Raw genomic sequence first — 24257 nt, forward strand, 5'->3', positions numbered from 1 at the left:
TGCTTAACCTGAACTGAACCTGAAGAGAATTAAGTACAGGGTGTAGGCAGGCAGTGGTATTTCGAAATGATATGTGTAAATGCAATTAACCCCGCCACTAAGATAAATGGGTGTGTTTGCAAAATAGTGGCTGTTATAGATGATCCTCGTTTTATCAAATGAACTGCAGTGAGACAGTATGAAAACAGGGAAATTGCATGGCTAAATTTTTGGGGAAAAATTTACAGATTTGGTGTGGTCTTGAAAGAAAGCTGTTTTTCTCTTTCACAAGAAAACGCAGCCAAGCTGCGCTTTCTTTGTTCAAATAGAATAAATTTATTTTGCTTTTTCAAACAATGCTGCATAGCTCGGAATTTTCTTTTGCAATTCATTGCGCAAAGCAGTTGAGACCGTGAAAAAGTGTGCATCGTCGTAGCCACTACCTACCGGATTTTTGTAGGCTAAAACAAGCAAGCCTATGTTTTCTCCTGCGGCATCACGCAACGGCAACATGGGTACAAATTTACGGATAGGGTCTTTGGTACGGTGCCAACGTGGGTCCAGTATAGTTATACCAGTCTCGATAATCATGACGTCGTCCGGGTCATCTGGATTGCCTATTCTTTCTGGGTAGGAGCCAGCAAACATCGTGTATACCTTTGACAAACCAGGAGGCACACCGTGAAAGGTGACACTGATCAGTTCTGGATGAGCCGCCATGATCTCGTCCGAAAGAGTTTGAGCATATATCCGGTAAGACGGCGCGGTCCAGTTTTTAGCCGGGGCACTTGGTGCAACCTGCGCGAATACCAGTGACTGCTCACAAAGTGAAGCTGCAATGCCTAACGCAGCTATTAACGTTAATTTTGAAAATATTTTCATGATTTCCTTTTATATGCCTTGTAGGGCAGTCTCCAATACAAAAATCGAAGTCATGAATGACATGATCTGAGTCGATTTTACGTTTCGTACATTAAATGAAAATAAACTGATTGCGTCAAGAATAACGCTAACACTTCGAGTAAAAATTCGCGCGAATTTTGGGTGTAAGAACATATGATAATGACCCAAAAAGGACTTTCGGCAAGCGGTCTATTTTTCTCAAACTAAGGGTTCAAAAAAACACCATATTTTTCCTTATGCTCACCTCCCTTGATAGACATAACAATGATTTTCTGAGGCTCATTCATATAAAAAGAATGGTTTCAGATCGCTTCATGTGTGGTGACCGGTCGCCATTTAGCTATGCGATTCTCGATGGCCGTCATCAAGTAGGATGCTCCCAAGGCAACTACCATTACAATGACGATGGCAGCGTACATGCCAGCTGAGTCAAATCCGCCTTTAGCAATATTAATGAGGAGTCCAATACCGTAACGAGAACCAACGAATTCACCAACTATGGCGCCAATGATCGCGAAACCAAAGCTTACGTGCAGGGAAGCGAAAATCCAGCTCATAGCCGATGGAACAATCACTGAGCGGGTCAATTGCCATTGGCTGGCACCTAGTATCAATGCATTTGCAATGAGCGAGCGATCAGCTTCGCGGACTCCCTGGAAGGCGTTTGAAAATACGACGAAGAACACCATAACGAAAGACAGGGCCACTTTTGAACCTAAGCCAAGGCCAAAAATCATAATGAAAATTGGCGCAAGCACTACACGCGGAATCGAATTGATCACCTTAATGTAGATTGAGAATATATCTGCTGCCATGTGGTTACGCCCAAGTACAACCCCCGTCAAAATGCCACCTATTGAACCAGTGAAAAAGCCCAACAGTGACTCCTCCATGGTTACCCACAGGTGATACCACAACGAGACACCGTCTACCCCCTCTGTTGTCCATTGATACAAACGTACCGAAATGGCACTTGGAGATGAATAAAAAAATTCGTCTATCAGCTTGTAATCTGATGCTATTTCCCATCCCCCCAGGAAAACAAATAAAATCAGCCAACGCCAAAAAATGATCGTGTTCTTGCGTTTGCGGGCTGCTTTGGTGGCAGCGGCTTCAATCTCAAGATCGGACGTGCCAATACGAAAAACAGGAGCTGTAGATGTAGTATTTGAATTGATCATAATATCCTCGTTGCGATTAAGATGATATTTCGGCGCGAGCAGCACCCAACATAACCTCGTCTCTCAGGTCGTTCCAAATAGTCTGGGAAATATCGATGAATTTTTTTTCGTAACGAATCTCGGCAGCGATTCTTGGACGTTGAATGTCAATTTCGTAGATAGATTTGACTGTCGCAGGACCTGCAGTCAATACATACACTTTATCAGCCAGTGAAATCGCCTCCTCCAGATCATGGGTCACAAACAATACGGAGGCTTTGGCTTCGGACCAAAGGCGCAACAATTCGTCGTGCATTAGTACACGTGTTTGGACGTCAAGTGCCGAAAATGGCTCGTCCATCAGTAATATTTGCGGCTCATTGATAAAGGTTTGTGCCAATGAAACACGCTTGCGCATTCCGCCCGAGAGTTGATGTGGGTACTTTGCTTCATGCTCGCTCAGATTGACACACGCCAGCCATTTGCGAGCTAATTCGTATGCTAATTCTTTGGGGTGGAAACGGAACATCGGGCCGGCTATGACATTGTCAATCACGTTAAGCCAGGGGAATAATGCATCTGTTTGGAATACGAACCCAATACGTGGATCGATTCCGTTCACAGGTTCGCCGAATAAACGCACCTCTCCACTAGACGGTTTGGCCAGCCCGGTTATTAGATTTAAAGTGGTCGACTTACCACAACCGGTCGGGCCAACGATGGCAACAAACTCTCCTTGTTGAATGGTCAGATTGAAGTCGCGAATGGCAGTCATCGACTTACCATCTGGCGTCAGGAATCGTCGGCTGACATGGATCAACTCGACAGCCGGAACAGGCTTGGTTGTTGTGGCAGTCATTATTTGACCTTCTTAACAAATTCTGTAGTGAATGTTTTTGATAAATCGATTTTCTTGCCTTTCAGATTTTTTGAATAACCGGACAAAACCGCAAGTACTGTTTCTGGACCGCCAATTGGCATCATGCCATCAGCAGTAAACATGCCTTTACCGCCGTCTAGTGCCTTAACATAACTGTCTCTGTCACCAACATAGAACGACTTGGGCATCTTGTCAGTGATTTCCGACGCACTGTGGGTATTTATAAAACGTAAGGTTTTGACAAACGCGTTGACCAGTTTTTGCGTGATTTCCTTGTGGGTTTCTATGTAAGTGCTGGTCATGTAAAGTGAAGCGGCCGGATAAGTGCCGCCCAGTGCTTGCTTGGTGCTTTCCATGGTACGCAAATCAACCAATATTCTCGCTTCACCGGTTTTTAATAAGCGAGTAATAGTTGGTTCTGTGGTCATCCCAAGTTCGATTTTGTTTTGCTGCATTGCTGCAATGAAGGTCTGACCAGCCCCCACAGGAATGGAATTGAACTGGCCTAATGGAACTCCCGCTTTCACCGCCAGGAATTGCGTTAGAAAATTGGTGGAAGAACCAAGGCCAGTAACACCCAGGTTTCTACCTTTTACGTCGGCCATGGATTTAATTTGTGGGTATTTGTTTGACACCAATTCAACCTCGCCCGGTGCCTGTGCCAACTGGACGACCGATTGCATGTATTTGCCTTTGCTCTGCATATCGACGCAATGATCATAAAATCCAACGACACCTTGCACAGCGCCTGTCAGCAGTTCACCCTCTGCATCGACACCGGAGCCCTCGTTTAGCAATTCCACTTCCAGACCTTCTGCTTTGAAATAGCCTAGGGACTCTGCGAGCTTTGCTGGCAGATAAATTTGCTTTTCATAGCCGCCAACCATCAAGGTAATTTTGTCGCCTGCCAAGGCAGGACCAGCCGCAATAAAAACAGAAATCAGTGTGATCACCTTGCAAAATTTGCTTTTGACATTCATTCGATATCTCCCAAGTTGTAGTTTTGATGCTGCTTGAGCCAGAATGCTCCATCAAACTAAATGCAACCTGAAACGATTCTGAGAAATTCTTAATGAATGACGGCAGGAAGTTCAATCACTATGCGCAAGCCGCGCCCAAAGCGACCTGGAGTGGCAGAAATTTTACCGTGGTGGAGATCAATAATACTGCGGCAGATCGCAAGGCCCAGGCCATTTCCCTGATAGTTGGTGCTACTGAGATTTAGTCGCACAAACCGTTCAAAGATACGTTCATGCTGATCATCCGGCACGCCAGGTCCTTCATCTTCGACGCAAAGGCTCCAGACGCCGTTGACAATCAAAGAGCGCAGGGTGATTGCTGCCCCCGCTGACGATACTGACAGGGAATTGGTCAGTAGGTTAAGAAGTACCTGGCGCAGGCGCTTATCGTCAAATACTACTGGCACATCACCGTCGTGGACGTGGGAATAGTGAATACCATAGTGTTCGGACAGTACTCTGGCATCATGTGCAAAGGTCTGCAGGAATTGTGTTGGATTGAGCTCTTGTAGATCCAGCGTTATCGCACGAGCTTCAGCCCGGGACAAAAAAAGAAGCTCTTCAATAATTTGATTTAATCGGGCGAGTTCTTCTAGCTGGACGTGAACGGCTTCTTCATGTGCGGGGCTTAGCCCACCATCCGCCAACATTTTCTCGGCATGCAGACGAACCAGTGACAATGGGGTTTTCAATTCATGAGATGCTTCGGCAGTAAAACGACGAATTTGCTTGAAAGACGATTCAAGCCGGTCAAACATATGGTTTAGCATGCGCGCCAGATCAGAAACTTCATCTTGCACGTCTGTAACAGGGATACGAGCGTCAAGGTTGTCAGAACGAATATGATTGGCGGCTTCGCTAATGCTGCGTACGGGCCGCAATGCCATCCGGCTAAGCCAGAAACCGATGGCCAGGCTGGCAACAAGCATGCATCCTAGCAATGCCAGGCACACTTCGGCATACCCCTCCATGACAACGCGTACCGCTGTCAGCGGAGTCGCAATGTTAACATCAAAATTACCTATGATGAATTCTGTGACACGTAATTCTCCGATTGTGTCAACGTATACATTGAACGAGTGCTCACCCTTAATATCTGGGATTAAATGTTCCTTCAAATTATGGGAGCGAAAGATAGTGCCAGTTTGTGCGCTGTGAACATCCACGTAGAACAGTACTGCTGAATATTCGGTAATACTTCGAAGACGTTCTTCGATACGGTCTGGGTCTACCGTTTCATGTTCCGGATGGAGATGCGCTTTGATTTGTTCAAACTGTGACGCGTTCAACAAATCTAAGCCATGAATAAGATGGCGCTCCAGCATTTGATAGCCAGCAGCAAACAGACAAGTCAAAGTCACCGTCGCCGCCATGGCATACCAAATTGCCAGGCGCGTACTAATTGATTTCATTTGTAGTATGAAATGCTGTTTACCTACCTTTGTGGTAACGTGATTCATAGTAGCTGGTAACCAACGCCACGAAAGGTCTTGAACAGTGGTTGATCTGGAATGGTATCGAATTTTCCCCGCAACTTACTCATATAAACATCGAGTAGATTGGTGTCAACATCGTAGTGGGCATCCCATATTTTTTCGGCAATCAGGGTGCGTGGCAGGATGCGTCCGATGTTATGCATGAAGATTTCAAGCAATGCAAATTCCCGACTGGTAAGGTCTATCGACTTACCGTTGACGTGAACAGTGTGTCCAAGAAGGTCTAGTTTGATACCACGATGTTCGAGCACGGTCTCTTTCGTAGTCGAGTGGCGCCTTAATAGCGAGCGAACGCGCGCCAATAATTCTTCCAGACTGAAAGGTTTTGGCAAGTAATCGTCGGCACCCAGATCGAGACCCTTGATGCGATCTTCTACGGTATCGCGTGCACTAAGTATCAGCACAGGTTCGTTGAAGCCGGCCTTGCGCCATTCCCTCAGCAGATCAAGTCCATCACCATCGGGCAGACCCAAATCCAGCACGATGGCGTCATAACTGGTTTCACACAAGGCGTCACGGGCCGAGCTGCAAGTACCTACCCAGCTAACCGTGTAAGTATGCTCGGACATGCCTTGCTTTAGAAATAAGCCTAAACGTTGCTGGTCTTCGACGATCAAGATTTTCATATTGAAACTCCTTTAACACCGCGCATAAAATGTTTATTGCCGAATTGCAGGAACACGACATCAGATTGGCCATACAGATCATCACGCATTAACCTGAAATCTTCCTGAATTTTACATCGCTGAAAGATCATTCATACCACGTTCAGGTTGCTTTCAGGATGAATCCCCATGATGCACTGAGACTTGCTGTTTATCAAATCATAGGAGATTCACAATGTTTTTGCGACATTCCACAGTTTTTGGTTGTTCACTGGTGCTGCTTGGCTTCCTTGCCAGTCAGGCACATAGTGCGGAACCGCTGCAAACCGTGCTGCACTTAGACAATCGCGTCGAATTGCCTGAATATACAGGTGATTTTGATCATTTCGCAGTGGATGTAAAGGGGAAGCGTCTTTTCCTGGCGGCCGAAGATCACGGAACGCTGGAAGTGTTTGACCTTATTTCAGGAAAACATCTGAAGACGATCAACGGCGTTGAAATACCACACGGTATCCTTTATCTGGAAGACAGCAATCGACTTGTGGTTACCGATAGCGGTGCCGGCCACACCAAGATTTTTGATGCAAGTACATATCAACTTATAGGTTCTATTCAGCTTAAGCCTGGTGCTGATTCCATGGGCTATGACACCAATGCCAAGAACATGTACATAGTCACTGGCGGGAAAAACGGTAATCTCGCGAATTCCTTTTTGGCAAAAGTAAATCCCCACACAGGGAAGCAAGTCGGTGAGTTGAAATTTGATACAGACAAAGTGGAAGCGATGGCCATCGAAGAAACCGGCAAGCATCTATACATCAACGTAACTGGTATGAATCACGTCGCGGTTGTCGATAAAGAAAACTTGTCTGTTGTCAAAACCTGGCCCATTGCCGAAGGAAAAATGAATGCGGCAATGGCATTTGACGAAGTCAGTGAGCGCCTGTTTGTAGTGACACGTAAGCCCTATCAACTACTCATTTTGAATACCAAAACCGGTGCGACTGTTGCCAGCTTTGCTGCACCAGAACGTACAAACGAAGCGATTTTCGATAAACAGAATCGCCGCATTTATTTGGCCGGTGACGATTTCATTGGCGTATATCAACAGGATGATGCCGATCATTACCATGAACTAGCGCGTGTGCCTTCAGCACATGGTGCCAAGACAGCCATTTTTGTACCTCAACTCAGTCGCTTTTATGCGGCAGTGTCTCCAGGGGACGGCAATACTGGTGCTGCAGTGCTGAATTACAATGTTGAACCCCTCATTAAGGAAATGAAATGAAGGTGGCGAAACATCACAATCACAAATGGCTGGGCTCGTTGATGATGGTAATGGCTACGGGAATGTTAGCAGTTCCTGCCCACGCGTATCGCCCATTTGATGGCACGGATGCGAGTGTAGCTGAACCTGGCATTTTCGAACTTGAGCTTGGTCCTCTGGGGTACGTCAAAAATGGTACAGATCGAACTCTGGTCGTACCGTCTTTTGTCGCAAACTTCGGTTTCGACGGCAATACTGAAATTGTATTGGAGGGACGCATCAACCATCTGATAGCTGCAAACGATGTCAGATATCAAACGAGTCTCGGTGACACAGCACTTTCGGTCAAGCATCTATTCCGCACAGGTAATCTGCAGGATGGCGGAAGCGGTGTCAGTATAGCCGCTGAATGTGGCGTGCTGTTACCTGAAATTCATGGTGTGTCAGGAAATGGTGCCACTTGCGCCGGGATCATATCTCATCGCTTCAATGTGGCCACGGTTCATCTCAATGCTGCACTTACGCGAACACGAGCACAGAATGCGGCGCGATTTCTGGGTTTGATCATCGAAGGAGATGCTGAAGAAAAGGTCAGACCAGTGGCAGAAACTTACATCGAACGGGACAAATCTGGCGGACGCACGGGATCAGTATTAGTGGGCATGATCTGGAAACACAGTGAGGACCTTTCCTTTGACGTCGCTCTCCGTCGTGCCAGTAGCAGTGGAGAAAACATTAGTGAGTTGCGCGCGGGGCTCACCTGGAGTTACGCAATGCACAAATAAACGGAATAGAAAAATTTGACTATCGCTTGTTTGACGCAGTTGGAGCCAGAGATAGTCAGGTTTTATTTTTAAATTTATTAGGGCTTACGAAAGATCATCCCAGCCATGCTGTTGCTTTGGGGAGCATCCCTTGCAGGGGGATGTTCGGTTCGTGGCCCGACAATATGTTGTCTGAAACCCCGACTACACCGCAGCGACGAAGACAGTACGAATAGTGCGTGGCTCTGGGGCGAGGAGCTGCAACGCAGCTAGGGCGATTTTGCGTAAGTCTTATTTATTCTAATTTTTCCAATTGTTCGCATACCGTTGTGGGGGGGAGGGGTAAGTAGCTGCCATTGACAGTGACTTCTTGTTGCCCTTCGCGACTTAAAACGTAACGCAGAAATTCCTTGAGTTTCGGCTCTATGGCTGTCCCAGGCTTACGATTGAGGTAAATATACAAATTCCGTACTAAGGGATAACTGCGGTCTTGAAAGCTTGCTTTGCTTGGCGCGATATAGGGACCGCCTTCCTTTGCAGCAAGTGCTAGTGCTTTTATGCCTGATATTTTTTTTGCCTGCGGGGCAATAGACCAGGCCATCCCGTATTTGTTATTGGCAAGTTCCTTGCTGAGCATATGCTGAAGCCCACCTTCTTGCGCGAGATCATCATCCGAAATCATTTTGCTTCCTGTTTCTACGTATTCGCGTAAATTTTGATTCCATTTGTCACTGTTTTTTAGTACTTTCAATTGAAAAAAACGCGAAGTCCCCGACGGTGCGTGGCCATAGGTTTGAATTGCCTTGTCGGCCCATTCACCGGACAAGCCTAGTTGCCCCCAGGTACGGATGTTTTCCTCGTCACTGCGTTTGTCATTGAGGCTCCATTTGAAACCGCGCAAACTACCGTTGCGTTCGGCTCCGAAAATTCCATCCAATTGAGCTATCGTCAGGCGCGAAAGAGGATTGTCACGATGGACATAAACCACAATTCCTGGTGACTTGCCATCCACATCATAGGTGCCAGATGCAACCGTAATATCGAGCGCGTGGTAACCGTATACTTCGAAGAAGGAAAGTATCTCTGTAATTGCAGGTTCACCACCATCAGGAGCAAGGTCAGTCTGGCCCGTGACCAGTGCAGGAAATGCAGTATCGCTGCTAGGTAAGGTATCTTGAAAATGTATATCAGGGTGGTAATGGCGGAACTGTTCTTCCCATTTTTTTAAAACACCACCTAATCCGAAACCATAGTTACGAATCGTGCCAGAAACCTGTTGTTGTGGTTGGTATTTGGGAAGCTCATTTAGTACGCATGTAGCTTGAACGGAACAATTTAAATGGAGTAGTGTAAGTACAAGCGGTAATTTAAAGTTTAAAGAGGGCATGACGTCTCCACTGTGTCAGTCCAGAGTTTTTAATCCATTGCGGATTTCTTCTATATTTAAAGGTAAAAAGGCCGCATCGTTAACAACGGCCTCCATACCATCTCTACTTAAAATGTAGCGCAGGAATTCTTCAACTTTTGGATCTACTTCATGTCCTGGGGGACGGTTAATAAATGCAGTGCTATAGCGCGTTAGTGGATAGTCGCGACGCCATGCCATTTCCTTACTGGGAGCGAAGTAGGGACCACCGTTCTTTTCTGCAAGAGAAATGCTTTTGACACTCGTATTTTCAAAAAGTACATTTGCAAATGCAATGCCGTCAGGATCGTTGGCTAGTGCATTCAGGATATAGGTGCCGGCATTAATCACATTACCGTCTGCAGTACGACCATTGTCGAATTCGCGCAACTCGGGATTCCAACGATCACTTCCTTTGAGTACGGTGAGTTTGAAGAAACCAGCCATACCGGTGTCGAAATTATAGCCATACACGTGCACTGGTCTATGACGCCAGGAGCCGCTCAATCGAAGTTGCCCCCAGGTTCGGATGGCAGACTTTGCGCCACGCTTACGTTCCACACCATACAGTGCATCAAGTTGACTCAAGCTTAATTTGGATAAAGGATTTTTCTTGTTCACGTAGACCATCAGCGCAAAGGTTTTGTGCTGGGTTGCATAACTACCGGAAGTTATCTTGACGCCCGTTGGTGAATAGCCATACCAATCTTCAAATGCTTCTATTTCGGGGCGGTAGGGCTCTCGGCCGATGAAAACAATATCTGCAATGTTGGCGTACAGTCCAGCCATTGCTGTCTCGGTTCCTTTCATATCGGTCACAAAGCCAACACCAGGCTGATGTTTTTGAAAACCGTCCTGCCATGCCTGCATTAATTCGGGTATATATGGATTCCCCCCTATGCGTATGGTTCCACTGACTGGTCGGTGCGCATGGTATGGTGAAAGATTGGCCAGATAGTCCGGCTCTTTGCTATAGGCACTGTCGAAAGCGAGTGCAATGACAAACAGCAGAAAAGAGTGTATTTTCAATTAAGCTTACTCCGTTCTTGCGCCAAGATTTCTGGATTCAGAGGAAAATACATACCGTCGCGTTCGATGTCTGCCTGACCTTGTGCACTAAGAATATAACGCAAGTATTCTTTTAATGGCTGAGTGATTGTTTGTCCTTGCGTATGATTGATGAAAATGGAGATGCTCCGGGTTAAGGGATAGCTGCGTTGTGCAACAGATTCACGGGAAGGATAAATGTTAGGGCTATTTTCGTTGATTGCCAGTGACAGCGGTTTAACTTGCACATTTTTATTGACCATAGTTGACACTGCAATTGCATACTGGTCTTTGGCCAGTGCATCAAGAATTTTTCGACCCGGATCTGAGTGTCTGGGCACCGCATTGAATTCACGCAGATTCGCTGTCCATTTCTGGCTACCACCCATCACAGTTTGTTCCAGGAATTGCGATTCCATTGAGCTAATGGCAGGAATATATACCTTGATGGTCTTGTTTTTCCATGCGCCAGTAAGGCCAAGTTCACCCCAGGTGTGTATCGGTTTTGTGCTGCGGCGATGATCCGCGCTGATTATTGCATCCAGTTGCGCTAACGTTAAGCTCTTAAGTGGATTATTGCTATGAACAAAAACAACCAGTGCAGGGTTATGATTTTGTACGTCTAGGCTGCCGGTAGCCACCACAATTTCAAAAGGATCCTGCTTGAAGATAGCCTGGTAGGCATCAAGCTCGATGGAAATTGGGCGGCGTTCGATCAATGCAACATCAGCTGCTCCAGTGTATAAACCACCAATTGCAGTAGAATTACCTCTGAGTGTGGTTTGAAAACGTATATTCGGCTGAAACTGATGAAGGCCCAATTCCCAAGCGCTCATTAACGACGCCAGATAATTTTCATTTAAGCTGCCGTGCCCCCAAATGCGAATAAAACCACTGACAGGTTTATCTGCCACATATTCAGCCCTGGGCTGTGCACAAGCGGTGAGTGAATCAAAAAGCAGTGCACCACCAATCAGCAAAAATGAAAATCGTGAATAAGTCATCAGAATTTGGCGTTTGCTGTGAGATAGTACAAACGTCCGATAGGCGAATAACTTGCTGCGTCGGCGTTGTTGTCAGTAAATGCCTGCGGAGAAAGAGGTGGCATTTTATTGGTGATGTTGTTAACCCCAAACGCGACAGTCCAAGCTTTGCCGTATTTACCCATTAAATGTTCGCCGCTGTAGGCAAGACGGATATCCCAACTGGAATATGAACTTACATCCATAGGTTTTAAGGTGGTGCTGGTTTCATACACCAAACCACCGGCACCAAGGTCGGTTACAGCTGACACATAGGTATTACCTATCGTAAGATCCCAGTTATTCTTTTTCCATCCGAAAACCGTATAGAAACGATACTTGGGCAAGGTTCCTTGTACGCCGGTGCCGCCATTGGTTGCAGTACCAGCATATTCATAAAATTTTTGATATGGTAAAGCCTGGAATTGATAAGACGAAAAAATTGTTCCTGCGGTAGAGATAGAGAATGCGCCTGCATCGGTAGGCATTTCATATTCAGCGTTGATGCTGTATGACTTTACACGTAAGCCACCCAAGTTAGTAAAACGATCGATTGCGTACACGTTGTTAGCATTGTTCGGGTCGGCTCGCAGATAATTACCTAATTCCCCAGGATTTGTAAAAGCGATCGCGCCTGGCAATCCAGGGAAATTACCCTTTGCCAGATTGGCAGAGAATGGAGATGCCGAACCTTGTTGATCAACGCTTTGCAGAATATTGGTAAAGCCTATTCCTCCGGGATATCCGCGTTGTGATACGTCGTGATATTCACCACCTAAGGTCAGTCCAGGTAGGCCATTTGGCTCCCATGAAAAACTTAAAGAGCGCGTTTGCGACTTGCTGGCCTCCAGACCAGGGTTGTTGCCATCTTCACCATTGAAACCCGGATTAGCAATACCAAATACAGTGGTAATAACGCCGCTGCCAACCGTACGTGTGTCGGTCGGACCATACTTGGCGAACAATGTTGGTGCAGTATATGATTTCGAGTATGCGCCTCGAACCGTCAGCTCTGCGCTAAAGGGCTGCCAGCGAAAACCTATCTTTGGTACCGTAGCTTCTCCTGCATCGCTGTAACGTTCGTAGCGATAAGCACCGACAAGGTCAAGGGCATGCAGTCCAGGCAGTGCCCAAGTGGCACTCGTGATAGGTGCCCGAAATTCTGCATAGACAGCGTCAACCGTGCGGCTCTTGTCAAAGGCGTCTGCATACGTCCCGCCTATCCATTGCTGTGCGGTGGCGCCGGTATTGTTGCCGTTTGGATCGGTATGTGCTGAAAGACTTTCCTTGCGCGAACTAATGCCTGCAGCGAACCCTAGCTTACCTGCCGGGAGTTTCATCACATAACCGTGTACTGAAGCATCAAACGAATCGAGCTGGCTAGAAGTATCGATCACTTCTGTCCCATAGACATTCGCCAACGCTGCTATGTTGACTCCTTTACTGCGTGCGAAAGGGTCCAGGGCCGGTTGCAATACCAAAGCATTGTTCTTAGAAAAACCGCTATATACTTTACTATACGCACCACCTGCTACTGCATTGCCGTTGGCGTCGTATCCACCAGCAACAGCGAGTGGAAGATTAGTTTTGTAGATGACATTCGATTGCCTTTGCTGTAAATCATTTTGGCTGTGGACATAGGCGGTTTCCCAACCCCATCCGTCACCGAGATTGCTTCGTAAACCTATCGTTGCGCGCGAGGTCTCTGCGTCATTGTTAAACTGGCGAGGTAATGGCCAATACGCAAAATTCACGCCAGAAAAATTTGTATTTAGCGGATTTGACGGCGCACCGGCTGGCACCGTCAGCGTCGTAGTGATAGGCAAAAATTGAGTGAAACTCTTGTTTCTCGATACTTCTGCATCAGCAAACAAGCTTAATTTCTTTGGGATCAGGTCGCCAGTCAAGTTCGCGCTGAGCGCTCGCTGTTCTTGCTTTAACAACAAGGTCTGGAATTGGGAAATATCATAGCTGTTAGCAATGCCAGCAGTACTTGCAGGTACATAGGTACCGTTTGCAAAAAGGGCAGCAATTGAAGAGCTGATCGCGCCGGCACCTGTTGGATTGTTATTGCCGGGGGTGTCAATGCTGGCCGCAAGTATACCCGGGGATGCACCGCCTATGGTTCCTGGCACCACAGAAATACGCCCGGTGATTGGGGTAGAGAATGGCCTTTGGCGTTGGTATAGTGGTGTGTTGCTTGATTCGCTGCCCGATACGGTCAGGTTAAACGCGCCAAGGTTTTTGCCGAGAGTGAAAGAAGTGGACTGTTCTGAGTAATCGTTCGCAGTAGCATAGCGACCATTGAGTTCAGCCCCATTGTAATTCGATTTTAGAATAATGTTGACGACACCCCCGATGGCATCCGATCCGTAGATTGCCGATGAACCGTCAGGAAGAACCTCTATTCTTTCAATTGCTGAAGGAGGAATCTGATTCACGTCCACAAAGGCCTTGCCGCCAATGCCGGCAATACTACTGATTGCCAGGCGGCGACCATTGACCAAAATTAAAGTATCAAGGTTACGCAACTGCACTTGCGAACCGCCTGCAGTATTTTGGTTGGTGTTATTGGCGTTGCTACTGCCCGCATTACCGCGCCCCTGAAAAGAGGGTATTTGTTTCCGTAATATATCCAGTAGATTGGAACTGACTCCAGTCTTTGCCATCTGTTCAGCATCAACCATTACTACGCTTACAGCAACTTTGTCGGGATCAACCGGCATACTGGAACCGGTAACTACGACTTGCTGTGTTTTGGTTTCGCTGGTTCCGGGTTCTGCTTGTCGATCCTGTGGAGTTGCTGAGGCAAAAATCGGGGAACTCATTCCAGTCGCCAACATCAAACTAGCAGTGAACGCCTTTTTCATTTTGGTACGGTTTTTCATTGTGTCTCCTTTTTTATATATTCAGCCAATCACGCGGGTGACAAGCTGTCTCCTATTTCGCTGGCGCCATTATGAGTATGGTTCCCAGAACTTTTTTATGTTCTGAATAGGAAGTTGCGCTATAAAACTAAATCTAACCTGAATTGTTTCTGATTTTTTCAAGATCAATGGATTGATTCAATCGTGCACTGGTAGGCGCTTGCTAAGCTTTGGATCGACGTTCTTAAATGAAAAAGATGTTGCTTAAATGCGTCAGTGAGTGTTATCTGGCATTGTTTGCCTACGTCAACGCACGCGACCACTGACGCGCGCAGGTCGATTTCTACTGACAAAGAAGCGATGGGACGGAACATCTTGCGGACAAGGTCAGCCACGATCAAAAGCAGGATGGGAACCAAGATTAGAAACGGCATCAAACTACGCAAGGCACTGTCACATGCAATTTCGTCGCTAACGCTGGTTTCTGGTGCCACAAATAACGCAGATATTTGCGCAATGAAGAGAATAGGAAAACTGACTTAGCTGACACTGGGCCGCTCCGAAAATTGTTTTCCGTTTTCTGAGGCGACCGCACTTAAAATAAGGCGAATAAGTTGACGAAAATGCCCGACCTGCTTACCGCATTCAGCAAAGCGACCTGTTATCGGTGTAATCAGTTTGGTAGTACAAACCTACTGATCGACCATTGATAAATTTCCATTTAGATCTACAGCAATCAAACTAAGCTGCTCACTTTGCTCACAAACATAGCATAAATTATTGTTCATAATATTAGCCCATGCAAAGCTTTTGCAACTTTAGTTCAATTAACTGGATGACGACGCCCCAAACGTATATGCAAGCACAGAAGCAGAGGTAAGCTCAAGCCAATGATCCAATGTGCAGCTGACCAGTATGGGCGCAAGGCTTCGCTGGCGAAGTAATACAGGGCATAGCCTGTCAATGCCAGCCAGACCAGGGTAGCGATCATACTCCAGCCACTATTGCGATTACGTTGTGCACGGTGGGCACGGCGCATGTGTTGAAACAGCAAGCCGCCCGCAAGAAAACTCAAAGGAATAATGAACGCACCGTGGGCTTGCATCGCCCAGTGTTCCAGCGGATGGATATTTTCACCAAACTCGCCCGCACTACGCAGGAAGTAACGTGCCAGCAACCAGGCGATACCACTGACGAACAGCACTGTGACCAGCGCATATAGCGCATACCTGTGCCAGCTTTCAAGCTTGAATTGCTGGGCGGTGGCAGTCGCCAAATGACGGTGATGCAGGCTGTGTTTGTTGGTGCGCATGTAAGTGTGAGCAGACAGGAAACGGATCAAGATTCAGATTATAAAAGCTTCTGCATCATACAGGCGCAAACATGGATGTTGCGCATCGCCACTGGTGGCAATCACCTTGGTCAGGGCATCGGCCGATACGCAATTTGGTGCAACGACAGTATAGCTATGCTGGTCAACAATGGCTTTTCCTGTCAGTGGGTGGACTAGCGCGCTCAACACCTTGTCAGCCTTGTCTTTGCGGGAAAAATAGCTGGCCGACGTCGCCATGGCCCGATCAGCCAGTTGCATCTGTCTTGCTGCACTTTGTGGATGATGTGGGTCACGTATCAGCACCGTCTGAGCCCGGCCTAGTACGCGTAAATCACCACCGGCATTGACGCAGGCATGCTGTACACCACAGGCCTGTAAGGCAGCAATGGAACAATCTACGGCGTAACCCTTGGCAATACCGCCCAGGTCCAGCCAGTCGTCACTACATTTTTCAATCTCGCCATCAGGCGACACGTCATACATCTCGGCAGCGCTGCTGGACCGGGTACTGGAAAATAGCGGTGCAGGGGTCGGTAAATATTCCCATTCAACCAGACGCCTGGCGACACGAATATCAAACAAGCCGTCTGATACTTGATGCATGTGCCTGGCAGTGATCAACACCTTGGCAGTGTGCGTATTAATTTTCAACAGCTTGCCGACAGCCGCACGGTTATAGCGACTAATGTCACTGTCAGGCATATGAAAACTCATCAGACGATGAATGTCATGTATTGCCGCAAAACCAGCCTGGAAGGCCGCACGGCTTTGCAACTCATCCAGATCATCGTACAGACTGATTTCAACCAGAGTACCCAGTCCTGGTTGAGCGCGGCGTTTCATTTCTTAAGAGCAACCTGGACAATGGCGGCAATACGTCTCACCCCATCAGTGACATGCGCGCAAGACAAGGTAGCACCACTGATATTGGCAATACCTTCACCTATCGCCAGGCCACTGGTGGCCGTCTTGCCCACAAATTGCTTGCGCCAGTTGGTATTACGGATTTCGAAACCATGGCTTTCACGATAAGCAAGTATTTCTACCTGGTGCACACTGGCATCTGCTTGCAAACCCACCGCATAGGAAATCAATTCAAACTTGCCTATCACGTCATCAAATACGACGTAGCCCAGCAATTTATCGTCCTTGTAAGCAGCGACTGTACGCCAGGCAACTGAGCGTGCGGGCAAGCCAGCCAGCTTTTCTACCTGCTTCATTTGCGCAGCGTCGAGTTGCAATGGCAGTGACTTAAAACTGCTGGCTTCGGGAAATATCGCCTGTTGTGCCTGCTCCATGCTCAGGTATTGCGTGGCAAAAGCATTGCCGCTGAAACCGGCAACAGCAATCAAGGATAAAGGAGCAAGCTTGGACATAAATTTACATCAGAAAGAGTAACCAGCGCCGAGATTATAACGATCACGGCTGCTGTCCTGTTTGAATTTTTGATAATCTGTCTTGAGCACTACACCTTCACCGATCTTGAAGCTAACGCCGATGGTAGTCACTTTTTCATCCGGGCCAGTAGCCACGCCCAGACCCAAAGGCATGGTCGCGTAAGATTTGGCGGTATTAAACTGCTCGTAACGCAGGAACGGTGTCAGGCTATAGTCTTCATTTTTCCACAACTGGTAAGCGCCCTGCAAATACCAGCCCGCAAATGCCGACGGTACCGGATTGGGTTGACCAGCAAAGCTCAGGTTCAGTGCATCGGTATTACTGATGGTACCGCGTGCATACAGGGCAGTCAGGTCAAGTTTGCCGGGATTGTAGCGGGCATGCAAATCCCACAGTGTGACGCGGGCATCGTTTGCTGCAAAGTCGGTCGTAGCGTGCCCGACCTTGCCGGAGAATATCGATCCACCCATTAACAGGCCGGGTACACCACGCCAATTTGCGGCTGCATGCAGGCTCAGGTCACGCGATTTGGCCTGTTGGCCTTCCTGGTGGACGGCGCGCAAAGGTGATTCACGGCCATCACCAGAATTGGCATCCCATTTGGTCAAGTCAAAACCTGTGGTCAGACCAATGTCCCAGCTCAGGCCATTGTCGTGGGAGCCAGACAAGCCAAAACCTGCTTCACGCCAGGTCGAGGGGATAATCGCGGTTTCTACAAAATTACGTTGTACACCATAGTAAGCAGTCGGCTCGTGGCTGGTATTGATGAAGCCGACTGGTATCAGGAACAAACCTGCCTTGGCAGACAGACCGGGTTTGATTTCATGCTCGACATACAATTGTTCGACTTCGCTTTCGCCATTGTCGTCTTTGGAGGTGACCGCGTGTTCCCATTCAAATTCAGCCACCATTTTGGTTTTTTCACTGAAACGATGAGTGATGCCTATCACCGCGCGTGCGACATCCGTTTGTGCCTGGTTGCTGGCTTCACGCGGACGGGTGTAATTAATTTCGCCATAACTACTGACAACGGTTTGTTGCACAGACTTGTGCAAGCCTTCATTGTTGCCGTCATTCGTTTGTGCTGACGCCAGTGGCGCAATGGGTGCAATTGGTGCAATCGGTGCAGCAGGTAACGCTGCTTGCGCCTTGGCTGCATTGCTGATCATGACATCCTGTTTTTGTTCAACCACTTCAGTTTTTTTGCGGGTTGCTACCAGCTCCGCTTTGATGGCTTCCAGCTCTGCTGCCAGTTTTTCTATTTTTTGCAGCAATTCGGCTTCACCTGCATACACAGGGGCGGCAAATGTCCCGGAGATCAGGGTCGCTAATACTGCTTTGGCCAAGAACGATTTTTTCATGATGGTTTTCCAGTTATTCAAAATTTCTATGTGACGTTGACCAGTTCAAATGCTCAAGGTTTGTAGCCATCGTTGAGTGTTGCCAGGAACTTGACGACATCATCCACTTCGTCAGACGATAGGGCAGGGGCCATGCCGCGTTGGCGGTTATAGGGCACTTCCTTGGTATTCACGTTGGCAACATACGCAGCAGGCAAGTCATTGAATTTGACGACATTACCGTTTGCGCCATAGGGGAACCACTCTTCAGGATTGGTATCGCGACGCACATAAAAATTCACAGCATCACGCAAGGTCTTGAATTTACCATTATGGAAAAAAACTTTGCGGGTTGCTACATTGCGCAGTGTTGGTACCTTGAAAGCGCCGCACAAGTCAGCACGTGTGGTGAGGTCGGTACGATCCGGGCCACACAGGCCCAAATCAAAATAGGCGGGGTCCGCCGTGGCCGGAATGGCTGTATTACGCGGGACACCGAGATTGTCGAACGTGAAATCGGTAAACAAGGGTGGCGCGCCGTTTGCACTTTTGTTGCTGATGTGGCAGGCCGCGCAATTACCTTTAACAGGATTGTTGAATAAAGCCAGGCCACGCAATTCAGCATCACTTAACTTAGCGCGGCCAGCAAGGAACTGATCGTACTTTGAGTCATAGGGGTGAAAATCGCTGTCTTCTTTCTGGTATTGCTGTAACGAATACAAAATCCGCTCAAATGCTGTATCGGTGTTGTCAAAAATGGTATTTCCAAAGACTGACCTGAATTCACTCACATAACTGGCTCTTTGCAGTTTCGTAACCACATCTGCCCTGTTTTTGTTGGCCATCTCATGCGCTGCCAGGAAGGGTGTCTCTGCCTGTTGTGCCAGGGTGTTGACCCTGCCATCGCGGGTAAAACCACCAGTGGGTGTGCCATCGGAAGCAAAAAAGAACGCCGGAGTCAAATCCAGATAGCGCAAAGAGGGCACGGCACGAAAACCTGGCACGTCCAGATTGGGCCCACCCAATTGCACACTCAGGTCATTTTTTTGGGCATGGGCGTTGTCAGCGTCATGACAAGTTGCGCAAGACATCTTGCCTGAGGCTGACAGGCTCACATCCTTGAAGATCTTCTCACCCAATTGTGCCGCCGCGCTCATGCCGGCATCCTGTACCGCGGGCGTGCCACTGGCCGCAGTACTGCTATTGCTACTGCCTCCCCCACATGCAGCCAGGCTCAACACAATGGCGGCAACAGCTATAGCGGACAGGTTTTGAGAAAAACAAGGTATCGCGACAGTCCTTTTCAGGACATCTGAAATAAATGACATCATTGAATCCGTAGGTACGCCCGGCAGGGGTGATATAAACGCAAATGAGAATGATTGTTATTATAAATTAATAATCGCTCGCCAAGCAAGCGCAGGTTTTGCAATTGCTATATTTGCATTGCAATCTGGCTCTTTGTAGACCAGATTGCCTGCCAGAGAAGCTAACCCCGTTGAGCGACATATACGTTAGGCAATCAGATTCAATTAGACTTTCTTCTCTATTGCGAAAGTGGATTAAAAAGAACGCTCGTGCTAAATTATGCAAAATGTTGATGTTTTCGTTTTATAATCACTACAATTTACGTATACGTCAATTTATGGATGCGAAAGCGCAGTAGTATCAAGAATAAAAGCGTGAAAAATTAATGCGTGAAGAGTTCTTTGCGTACAGAATTCGGTGCGTCTGGTTAGAACTGCAAGCTTAGTGGCAGCGTCAGGCGTCAAAATTTCAGTTTTGGTATTCATCATTTAAGCAGTTTATATTCGTATCACCTTCGGTATTTCCCAATTAGCTCATAAAGGCAGAACTATGAAAGTCCTGGTACCAGTCAAACGCGTCGTCGATTACAACGTCAAAGTACGTGTCAAATCTGATGGCTCTGGCGTTGATATCGCCAACGTTAAAATGTCCATGAACCCATTTGATGAAATCGCTGTTGAAGAAGCGACCCGTTTGAGAGAAGCGGGCGTTGTGACTGAAGTCGTGGCTGTTTCTTGCGGTGTGGCGCAATGCCAGGAAACCCTGCGTACTGCCATGGCCATTGGTGCTGACCGTGGCATCCTGGTTGAAAGCGATGCAGAACTGCAACCGCTGGCTGTGGCCAAATTGCTCAAGGCATTGGCTGACAAAGAACAACCACAATTGATCATTCTCGGCAAACAGGCGATTGATGACGATTGCAATCAGACCGGCCAGATGCTGGCAGCCTTGCTGGGTTGGCCACAGGCGACTTTTGCTTCCAAAGTCACGGTTGCTGATGGTAAAGCCACCGTCACCCGCGAAGTGGATGGCGGCCTGGAAACATTGTCGCTGACACTGCCAGCCATCATCACCACAGACTTGCGTTTGAATGAGCCGCGTTATGTGACTTTGCCTAACATCATGAAGGCCAAGAAAAAACAACTGGACAATGTCAAACCGGCTGACCTGGGTGTGGACGTTGCTTCTCGCGTCAAGACTTTGAAAGTTACCGAGCCAGCAAAACGCAGCGCCGGTATCAAGGTGCCTGACGTGGCGACACTGGTTGCCAAGCTGAGAAATGAAGCCAAGGTTATTGGTTAATTTTCGACCGCTGAATTAGAGACAGAATTTAAGAATAATTTTTGTTGTCGGGATAGGGATCCTGGCAGCATATCAAGTGGAAGACATCATGACTACACTCGTCATCGCTGAACACGACAATGCTAGCCTGAAGGGCAGCACATTGAATACCATCACTGCCGCTGCACAATGCGGCGCAGATGTACACGTACTGGTTGCTGGCCATAATGCGGGTGCTGCGGCCCAAGCGGCAGCAAAAATCGCTGGCGTCAGCAAAGTATTGCATGCAGATGCAGCGCATTTTGCAGATGGCCTGGCAGAAAACGTGGCTGAACAGGCATTGGCTATCGCTTCCGGCTACAGCCATATCCTGGCACCGGCAACTGCCTACGGCAAAAACATTTTGCCACGCGTAGCAGCCAAGCTTGACGTTTCGCAAATTTCTGAAATCACCAAGGTAGACAGCCCTGATACGTTCGAGCGTCCTATCTATGCCGGTAACGCCATCGCTACCGTGCAATCGACCGATGCTATCAAGGTCATCACCGTGCGTACCACGGGTTTTGATGCCGCTGCCGCTGGTGGCTCTGCGACTGTTGAAACAATTACTGCGGTTGCTGATTCTGGTAAATCCGCTTTTGTTTCGCGCGAAGTGGCCAAGTCTGATCGCCCTGAACTGACCGCTGCCAAAGTCATCGTTTCTGGTGGCCGTGGCATGGGTTCTGGCGACAACTTCAAGATTCTGGAACCGCTGGCTGACAAGCTGGGTGCAGCCATGGGCGCATCCCGCGCTGCGGTGGATGCCGGCTTTGTACCGAATGACTGGCAAGTGGGACAAACCGGCAAGATCGTTGCGCCGCAGTTGTATATCGCCGTCGGTATCTCTGGCGCGATCCAGCATCTGGCCGGTATGAAAGATTCCAAAACCATCGTCGCCATCAACAAAGATCCGGAAGCACCGATTTTCTCGGTAGCTGATTATGGCATCGTTGGCGATTTGTTTGAAATCGTTCCACAACTGGTTGCTGAGCTGGGCTAAAAAAACCTAAGAACCTGTTCACGATCTGTAGCGAGCGGGCGTCAGCGAGGCCGAGGGTAACAAAAAACGCAGCGCAAAAAGCGGAATGTACTTAAGTACATGAGCATTTTGAGCAGCGCATGAACCTTGATCACGCCCGCGCAGTAAGATCGTGAGCAGGTTCTAATTTGTTGGCCGCTGCGGTGGCTTGACGGGGACAGGTAAGCGGTTTATCGCATCATTAAGGCGATCTTCCTGACCTGCCCCTTTTCTTTTTTTGGGATACAAAAATGAGCTATGTTGCCCCTGTCAAGGACATGCTGTTCCTCATCAATGAACTGGCCGGCCTGGCGCAAGTGAATGCCTTGCCTGGCTGTGAAGATGCGACGGCAGAAACCGTAGAAGCCGTGCTGGAAGAAAACGCCAAGTTTGCCGGTGAAGTGGTCGCCCCGCTGAACTGGCCTGGCGACCAGGCACCCAGCTATTGGAAAGACGGCGAAGTCTTCACCACCAAGGGCTTTAAAGAAGCCTTCAAGATGTTTGGAGAGGCAGGCTGGCAGGGTGTGCAGCATCCGCAAGAATTTGGCGGCCAGGGTTTGCCCAAGCTGGTGGCGACGCCGTGCATAGAAATGCTGAATGCGGCCAGCATCTCGTTTGCCCTGTGTCCACTGCTGACCGATGGCGCGATTGAAGCCCTGCTGACCGCTGGCAGCGACGAACAAAAAGCCATCTACCTGGAAAACCTGATTTCCGGCAAATGGACCGGCACCATGAACCTGACCGAACCACAAGCCGGTTCTGACCTGGCGATGGTACGCACACGGGCGGTACCACAAGGCGATGGTACGTACAAAGTGTTTGGCACCAAGATTTTCATCACCTATGGTGAACACGATATGGCAGAAAATATCGTCCACCTGGTACTGGCACGCACGCCGGACGCACCGGAAGGCGTGAAAGGTATTTCCCTGTTCATCGTACCGAAGTTTTTGGTGAATGCCGATGGCAGCCTTGGTGCGCGCAATGACGCCCACTGCGTATCGATAGAACACAAGCTGGGCATCAAGGCCAGCCCGACTGCAGTATTGCAATTCGGCGATAACGGTGGTGCTCTGGGCACCCTGGTTGGCGAGGAAAACCGTGGCCTCGAATACATGTTCATCATGATGAACGCCGCCCGCTTTGGCGTTGGCATGCAGGGCATAGGCGTGGCAGAGCGCGCTTACCAAAAGGCCGTGCAATACGCCAAAGACCGCGTGCAGTCGCGTGACCTGGCGGGCTCCGCTGGCCCGGTTGCCATCATCAATCACCCGGATGTACGCCGCATGCTGATGTCCATGCGCGCCCAGACGGAGGGCGCACGTGCGCTGGCTTATGTGGCTGCCGGTATCAGCGATTTCGCCCATCATCACGCCGATGCAGCAGTACGCAAGGCCAACCAGGCCAAGTATGAATACCTGGTGCCTATCGTCAAAGGCTGGTCGACTGAAATGTCGCTGGATGTCACATCGACTGGCGTGCAGGTACATGGCGGCATGGGCTTCATCGAAGAAACCGGCGCGGCACAACACTATCGCGACGCCAAGATTTTGACGATTTATGAAGGCACCACTGCCATCCAGGCGAATGACCTGGTGGGCCGCAAGACGTCACGCGATGGTGGTGCCACTGCCAAAGCCTTTATCGCCGACATGCGTGCGACCGAGGCGCAATTGGCGGCCATAGGTTCTGTCGACATGCTGGCGATACAGCGTCAATTGGCAGCCGGTACTGCTGCACTGGAAAGCGTGGTTGATTATGTGGTCACCAACTTCAAGCAAGATATCAAAGGCGTGTTTGCCGGCAGCGTCCTGTACCTGAAGCTGGCGGGTATTGTCTTTGGTGGCTGGCAAATGGCACGTGCTGCCATCATCGCCCAGCAAAAACTGGATGCAGGCGAGGGCGATGCCGCTTTCATGAAAGCCAAGATCGCCACGGCACGTTATTTTGCTGACCATATCCTGTCCGCCGCGCAAGGCTTGCGGTCGGCGATTGTGGATGGCAGTGCCGGTGTCATGGCTTTAGCTGAAGACCAGTTCTGATGATGGCTGCAGGAAGATAAATTGTCTGTTTAAAAAAAACGGATCATTCAAATGAATGATCCGTTTTTTTATACTCAAATCCCG

20 protein-coding genes and 1 pseudogene are annotated in these 24257 nt (G+C 48.6%); 5 read left to right on the plus strand and 16 right to left on the minus strand.

All coding sequences use genetic code 11. The annotated features are described in order from the left end of the window. Nucleotides 1-315: 315 nt before the first annotated feature. From ACO0K9_RS13920 to ACO0K9_RS13945, 6 genes are all read right to left on the minus strand, one after another. On the minus strand, nucleotides 316-861 hold the full coding sequence (locus tag ACO0K9_RS13920) for a hypothetical protein (RefSeq protein ID WP_422985860.1): 546 nt from the start codon (nucleotides 859-861) through the stop codon (nucleotides 316-318). A gap of 323 nt (nucleotides 862-1184) precedes the next feature. Continuing rightward, on the minus strand, nucleotides 1185-2063 hold the full coding sequence (locus ACO0K9_RS13925) for an ABC transporter permease (protein ID WP_422985862.1): 879 nt from the start codon (nucleotides 2061-2063) through the stop codon (nucleotides 1185-1187). A gap of 16 nt (nucleotides 2064-2079) precedes the next feature. After that, nucleotides 2080-2901, minus strand: coding sequence for an ABC transporter ATP-binding protein (locus ACO0K9_RS13930; protein WP_422985864.1), 822 nt, complete (start codon nucleotides 2899-2901; stop codon nucleotides 2080-2082). Then, nucleotides 2901-3902 (minus strand): ABC transporter substrate-binding protein, encoded by a 1002-nt coding sequence (locus ACO0K9_RS13935; protein WP_422985866.1) that lies wholly within the window; start codon nucleotides 3900-3902, stop codon nucleotides 2901-2903. The genes ACO0K9_RS13930 and ACO0K9_RS13935 overlap by 1 nt, the downstream gene beginning before the upstream one ends. A gap of 89 nt (nucleotides 3903-3991) precedes the next feature. Further along, nucleotides 3992-5401 carry an ATP-binding protein gene (locus ACO0K9_RS13940; RefSeq protein WP_422985868.1) on the minus strand — a complete coding sequence of 470 codons (1410 nt, stop codon included), beginning with the start codon at nucleotides 5399-5401 and terminating at the stop codon, nucleotides 3992-3994. Next, nucleotides 5398-6063 carry a response regulator transcription factor gene (locus ACO0K9_RS13945; RefSeq protein WP_422985870.1) on the minus strand — a complete coding sequence of 222 codons (666 nt, stop codon included), beginning with the start codon at nucleotides 6061-6063 and terminating at the stop codon, nucleotides 5398-5400. The genes ACO0K9_RS13940 and ACO0K9_RS13945 overlap by 4 nt, the downstream gene beginning before the upstream one ends. Before the next feature lie 214 nt (nucleotides 6064-6277). Between ACO0K9_RS13945 and ACO0K9_RS13950 the strand changes: the two genes are divergently transcribed. Both ACO0K9_RS13950 and ACO0K9_RS13955 read left to right on the plus strand, forming a co-directional pair. Further along, nucleotides 6278-7330, plus strand: coding sequence for a YncE family protein (locus tag ACO0K9_RS13950; protein WP_422985872.1), 1053 nt, complete (start codon nucleotides 6278-6280; stop codon nucleotides 7328-7330). Next, on the plus strand, nucleotides 7327-8094 hold the full coding sequence (locus tag ACO0K9_RS13955) for a hypothetical protein (RefSeq protein WP_422985874.1): 768 nt from the start codon (nucleotides 7327-7329) through the stop codon (nucleotides 8092-8094). The genes ACO0K9_RS13950 and ACO0K9_RS13955 overlap by 4 nt, the downstream gene beginning before the upstream one ends. A 274-nt stretch (nucleotides 8095-8368) precedes the next feature. Here ACO0K9_RS13955 and ACO0K9_RS13960 read toward each other — a convergent pair whose 3' ends face one another. The 10 genes and pseudogenes from ACO0K9_RS13960 to ACO0K9_RS14005 all read right to left on the minus strand — a co-directional run bounded on the left by ACO0K9_RS13960 (nucleotide 8369) and on the right by ACO0K9_RS14005 (nucleotide 19813). Beyond that, nucleotides 8369-9460, minus strand: a complete 1092-nt coding sequence (locus ACO0K9_RS13960; RefSeq protein ID WP_422985876.1) for a PstS family phosphate ABC transporter substrate-binding protein — start codon at nucleotides 9458-9460, stop codon at nucleotides 8369-8371. Nucleotides 9461-9475: 15 nt separating this feature from the next. Then, nucleotides 9476-10507 (minus strand): PstS family phosphate ABC transporter substrate-binding protein, encoded by a 1032-nt coding sequence (locus ACO0K9_RS13965; RefSeq protein WP_422985878.1) that lies wholly within the window; start codon nucleotides 10505-10507, stop codon nucleotides 9476-9478. Then, a complete protein-coding gene (locus ACO0K9_RS13970; RefSeq protein ID WP_422985880.1) occupies nucleotides 10504-11529 on the minus strand; it encodes a PstS family phosphate ABC transporter substrate-binding protein in 1026 nt (341 codons plus the stop codon). Before ACO0K9_RS13970 ends, ACO0K9_RS13965 begins: the two co-directional genes overlap by 4 nt. Continuing rightward, entirely contained in the window at nucleotides 11529-14435 is a 2907-nt protein-coding gene (locus ACO0K9_RS13975; protein WP_422985882.1) for a TonB-dependent receptor plug domain-containing protein, read from the minus strand. Before ACO0K9_RS13975 ends, ACO0K9_RS13970 begins: the two co-directional genes overlap by 1 nt. 305 nt (nucleotides 14436-14740) lie before the next feature. Further along, nucleotides 14741-14884: pseudogene (locus ACO0K9_RS13980) on the minus strand (two-component sensor histidine kinase); the annotation flags it as partial. Between the two features lie 353 nt (nucleotides 14885-15237). Then, a complete protein-coding gene (locus tag ACO0K9_RS13985) occupies nucleotides 15238-15726 on the minus strand; it encodes a DUF4405 domain-containing protein (RefSeq protein WP_422985884.1) in 489 nt (162 codons plus the stop codon). Nucleotides 15727-15759: 33 nt separating this feature from the next. Further along, nucleotides 15760-16590 (minus strand): FAD:protein FMN transferase, encoded by an 831-nt coding sequence (locus ACO0K9_RS13990; protein WP_422985886.1) that lies wholly within the window; start codon nucleotides 16588-16590, stop codon nucleotides 15760-15762. Beyond that, nucleotides 16587-17123, minus strand: coding sequence for an FMN-binding protein (locus ACO0K9_RS13995; protein WP_422985888.1), 537 nt, complete (start codon nucleotides 17121-17123; stop codon nucleotides 16587-16589). Before ACO0K9_RS13995 ends, ACO0K9_RS13990 begins: the two co-directional genes overlap by 4 nt. Before the next feature lie 9 nt (nucleotides 17124-17132). Continuing rightward, a complete protein-coding gene (locus tag ACO0K9_RS14000; protein ID WP_422985890.1) occupies nucleotides 17133-18506 on the minus strand; it encodes a hypothetical protein in 1374 nt (457 codons plus the stop codon). A 53-nt stretch (nucleotides 18507-18559) separates the two neighbouring features. Further along, the gene (locus ACO0K9_RS14005; RefSeq protein ID WP_422985892.1) at nucleotides 18560-19813 is read right to left on the minus strand and encodes a cytochrome-c peroxidase; all 1254 of its coding nucleotides are present in this window, start codon (nucleotides 19811-19813) and stop codon (nucleotides 18560-18562) included. Between the two features lie 529 nt (nucleotides 19814-20342). Here ACO0K9_RS14005 and ACO0K9_RS14010 point away from each other — a divergent pair. From ACO0K9_RS14010 to ACO0K9_RS14020, 3 genes are all read left to right on the plus strand, one after another. Beyond that, nucleotides 20343-21095: an electron transfer flavoprotein subunit beta/FixA family protein gene (locus tag ACO0K9_RS14010; RefSeq protein ID WP_422985894.1), complete on the plus strand. Its 753-nt coding sequence runs from the start codon at nucleotides 20343-20345 to the stop codon at nucleotides 21093-21095. A gap of 88 nt (nucleotides 21096-21183) precedes the next feature. Continuing rightward, entirely contained in the window at nucleotides 21184-22113 is a 930-nt protein-coding gene (locus tag ACO0K9_RS14015) for an electron transfer flavoprotein subunit alpha/FixB family protein (protein ID WP_422985896.1), read from the plus strand. A 269-nt stretch (nucleotides 22114-22382) separates the two neighbouring features. Continuing rightward, nucleotides 22383-24173 (plus strand): acyl-CoA dehydrogenase, encoded by a 1791-nt coding sequence (locus ACO0K9_RS14020; protein WP_422985898.1) that lies wholly within the window; start codon nucleotides 22383-22385, stop codon nucleotides 24171-24173. Nucleotides 24174-24257 lie beyond the last annotated feature (84 nt).

The organism is Undibacterium sp. Ji50W, assembly GCF_049340445.1.
Lineage (GTDB): Bacteria > Pseudomonadota > Gammaproteobacteria > Burkholderiales > Burkholderiaceae_D > Undibacterium.

Bases quoted from the DNA above. Each gene is read 5' to 3' on its own strand.
- ACO0K9_RS13920 (WP_422985860.1), bottom strand. From the start codon at position 861: ATGAAAATATTTTCAAAATTAACGTTAATAGCTGCGTTAGGCATTGCA.
- ACO0K9_RS13925 (WP_422985862.1), bottom strand. From the start codon at position 2,063: ATGATCAATTCAAATACTACATCTACAGCTCCTGTTTTTCGTATTGGC.
- ACO0K9_RS13930 (WP_422985864.1), bottom strand. From the start codon at position 2,901: ATGACTGCCACAACAACCAAGCCTGTTCCGGCTGTCGAGTTGATCCAT.
- ACO0K9_RS13935 (WP_422985866.1), bottom strand. From the start codon at position 3,902: ATGAATGTCAAAAGCAAATTTTGCAAGGTGATCACACTGATTTCTGTT.
- ACO0K9_RS13940 (WP_422985868.1), bottom strand. From the start codon at position 5,401: ATGAATCACGTTACCACAAAGGTAGGTAAACAGCATTTCATACTACAA.
- ACO0K9_RS13945 (WP_422985870.1), bottom strand. From the start codon at position 6,063: ATGAAAATCTTGATCGTCGAAGACCAGCAACGTTTAGGCTTATTTCTA.
- ACO0K9_RS13950 (WP_422985872.1), top strand. From the start codon at position 6,278: ATGTTTTTGCGACATTCCACAGTTTTTGGTTGTTCACTGGTGCTGCTT.
- ACO0K9_RS13955 (WP_422985874.1), top strand. From the start codon at position 7,327: ATGAAGGTGGCGAAACATCACAATCACAAATGGCTGGGCTCGTTGATG.
- ACO0K9_RS13960 (WP_422985876.1), bottom strand. From the start codon at position 9,460: ATGCCCTCTTTAAACTTTAAATTACCGCTTGTACTTACACTACTCCAT.
- ACO0K9_RS13970 (WP_422985880.1), bottom strand. From the start codon at position 11,529: ATGACTTATTCACGATTTTCATTTTTGCTGATTGGTGGTGCACTGCTT.
- ACO0K9_RS13975 (WP_422985882.1), bottom strand. From the start codon at position 14,435: ATGAAAAACCGTACCAAAATGAAAAAGGCGTTCACTGCTAGTTTGATG.
- ACO0K9_RS13985 (WP_422985884.1), bottom strand. From the start codon at position 15,726: ATGCGCACCAACAAACACAGCCTGCATCACCGTCATTTGGCGACTGCC.
- ACO0K9_RS13990 (WP_422985886.1), bottom strand. From the start codon at position 16,590: ATGAAACGCCGCGCTCAACCAGGACTGGGTACTCTGGTTGAAATCAGT.
- ACO0K9_RS13995 (WP_422985888.1), bottom strand. From the start codon at position 17,123: ATGTCCAAGCTTGCTCCTTTATCCTTGATTGCTGTTGCCGGTTTCAGC.
- ACO0K9_RS14000 (WP_422985890.1), bottom strand. From the start codon at position 18,506: ATGAAAAAATCGTTCTTGGCCAAAGCAGTATTAGCGACCCTGATCTCC.
- ACO0K9_RS14005 (WP_422985892.1), bottom strand. From the start codon at position 19,813: ATGTCATTTATTTCAGATGTCCTGAAAAGGACTGTCGCGATACCTTGT.
- ACO0K9_RS14010 (WP_422985894.1), top strand. From the start codon at position 20,343: ATGAAAGTCCTGGTACCAGTCAAACGCGTCGTCGATTACAACGTCAAA.
- ACO0K9_RS14015 (WP_422985896.1), top strand. From the start codon at position 21,184: ATGACTACACTCGTCATCGCTGAACACGACAATGCTAGCCTGAAGGGC.
- ACO0K9_RS14020 (WP_422985898.1), top strand. From the start codon at position 22,383: ATGAGCTATGTTGCCCCTGTCAAGGACATGCTGTTCCTCATCAATGAA.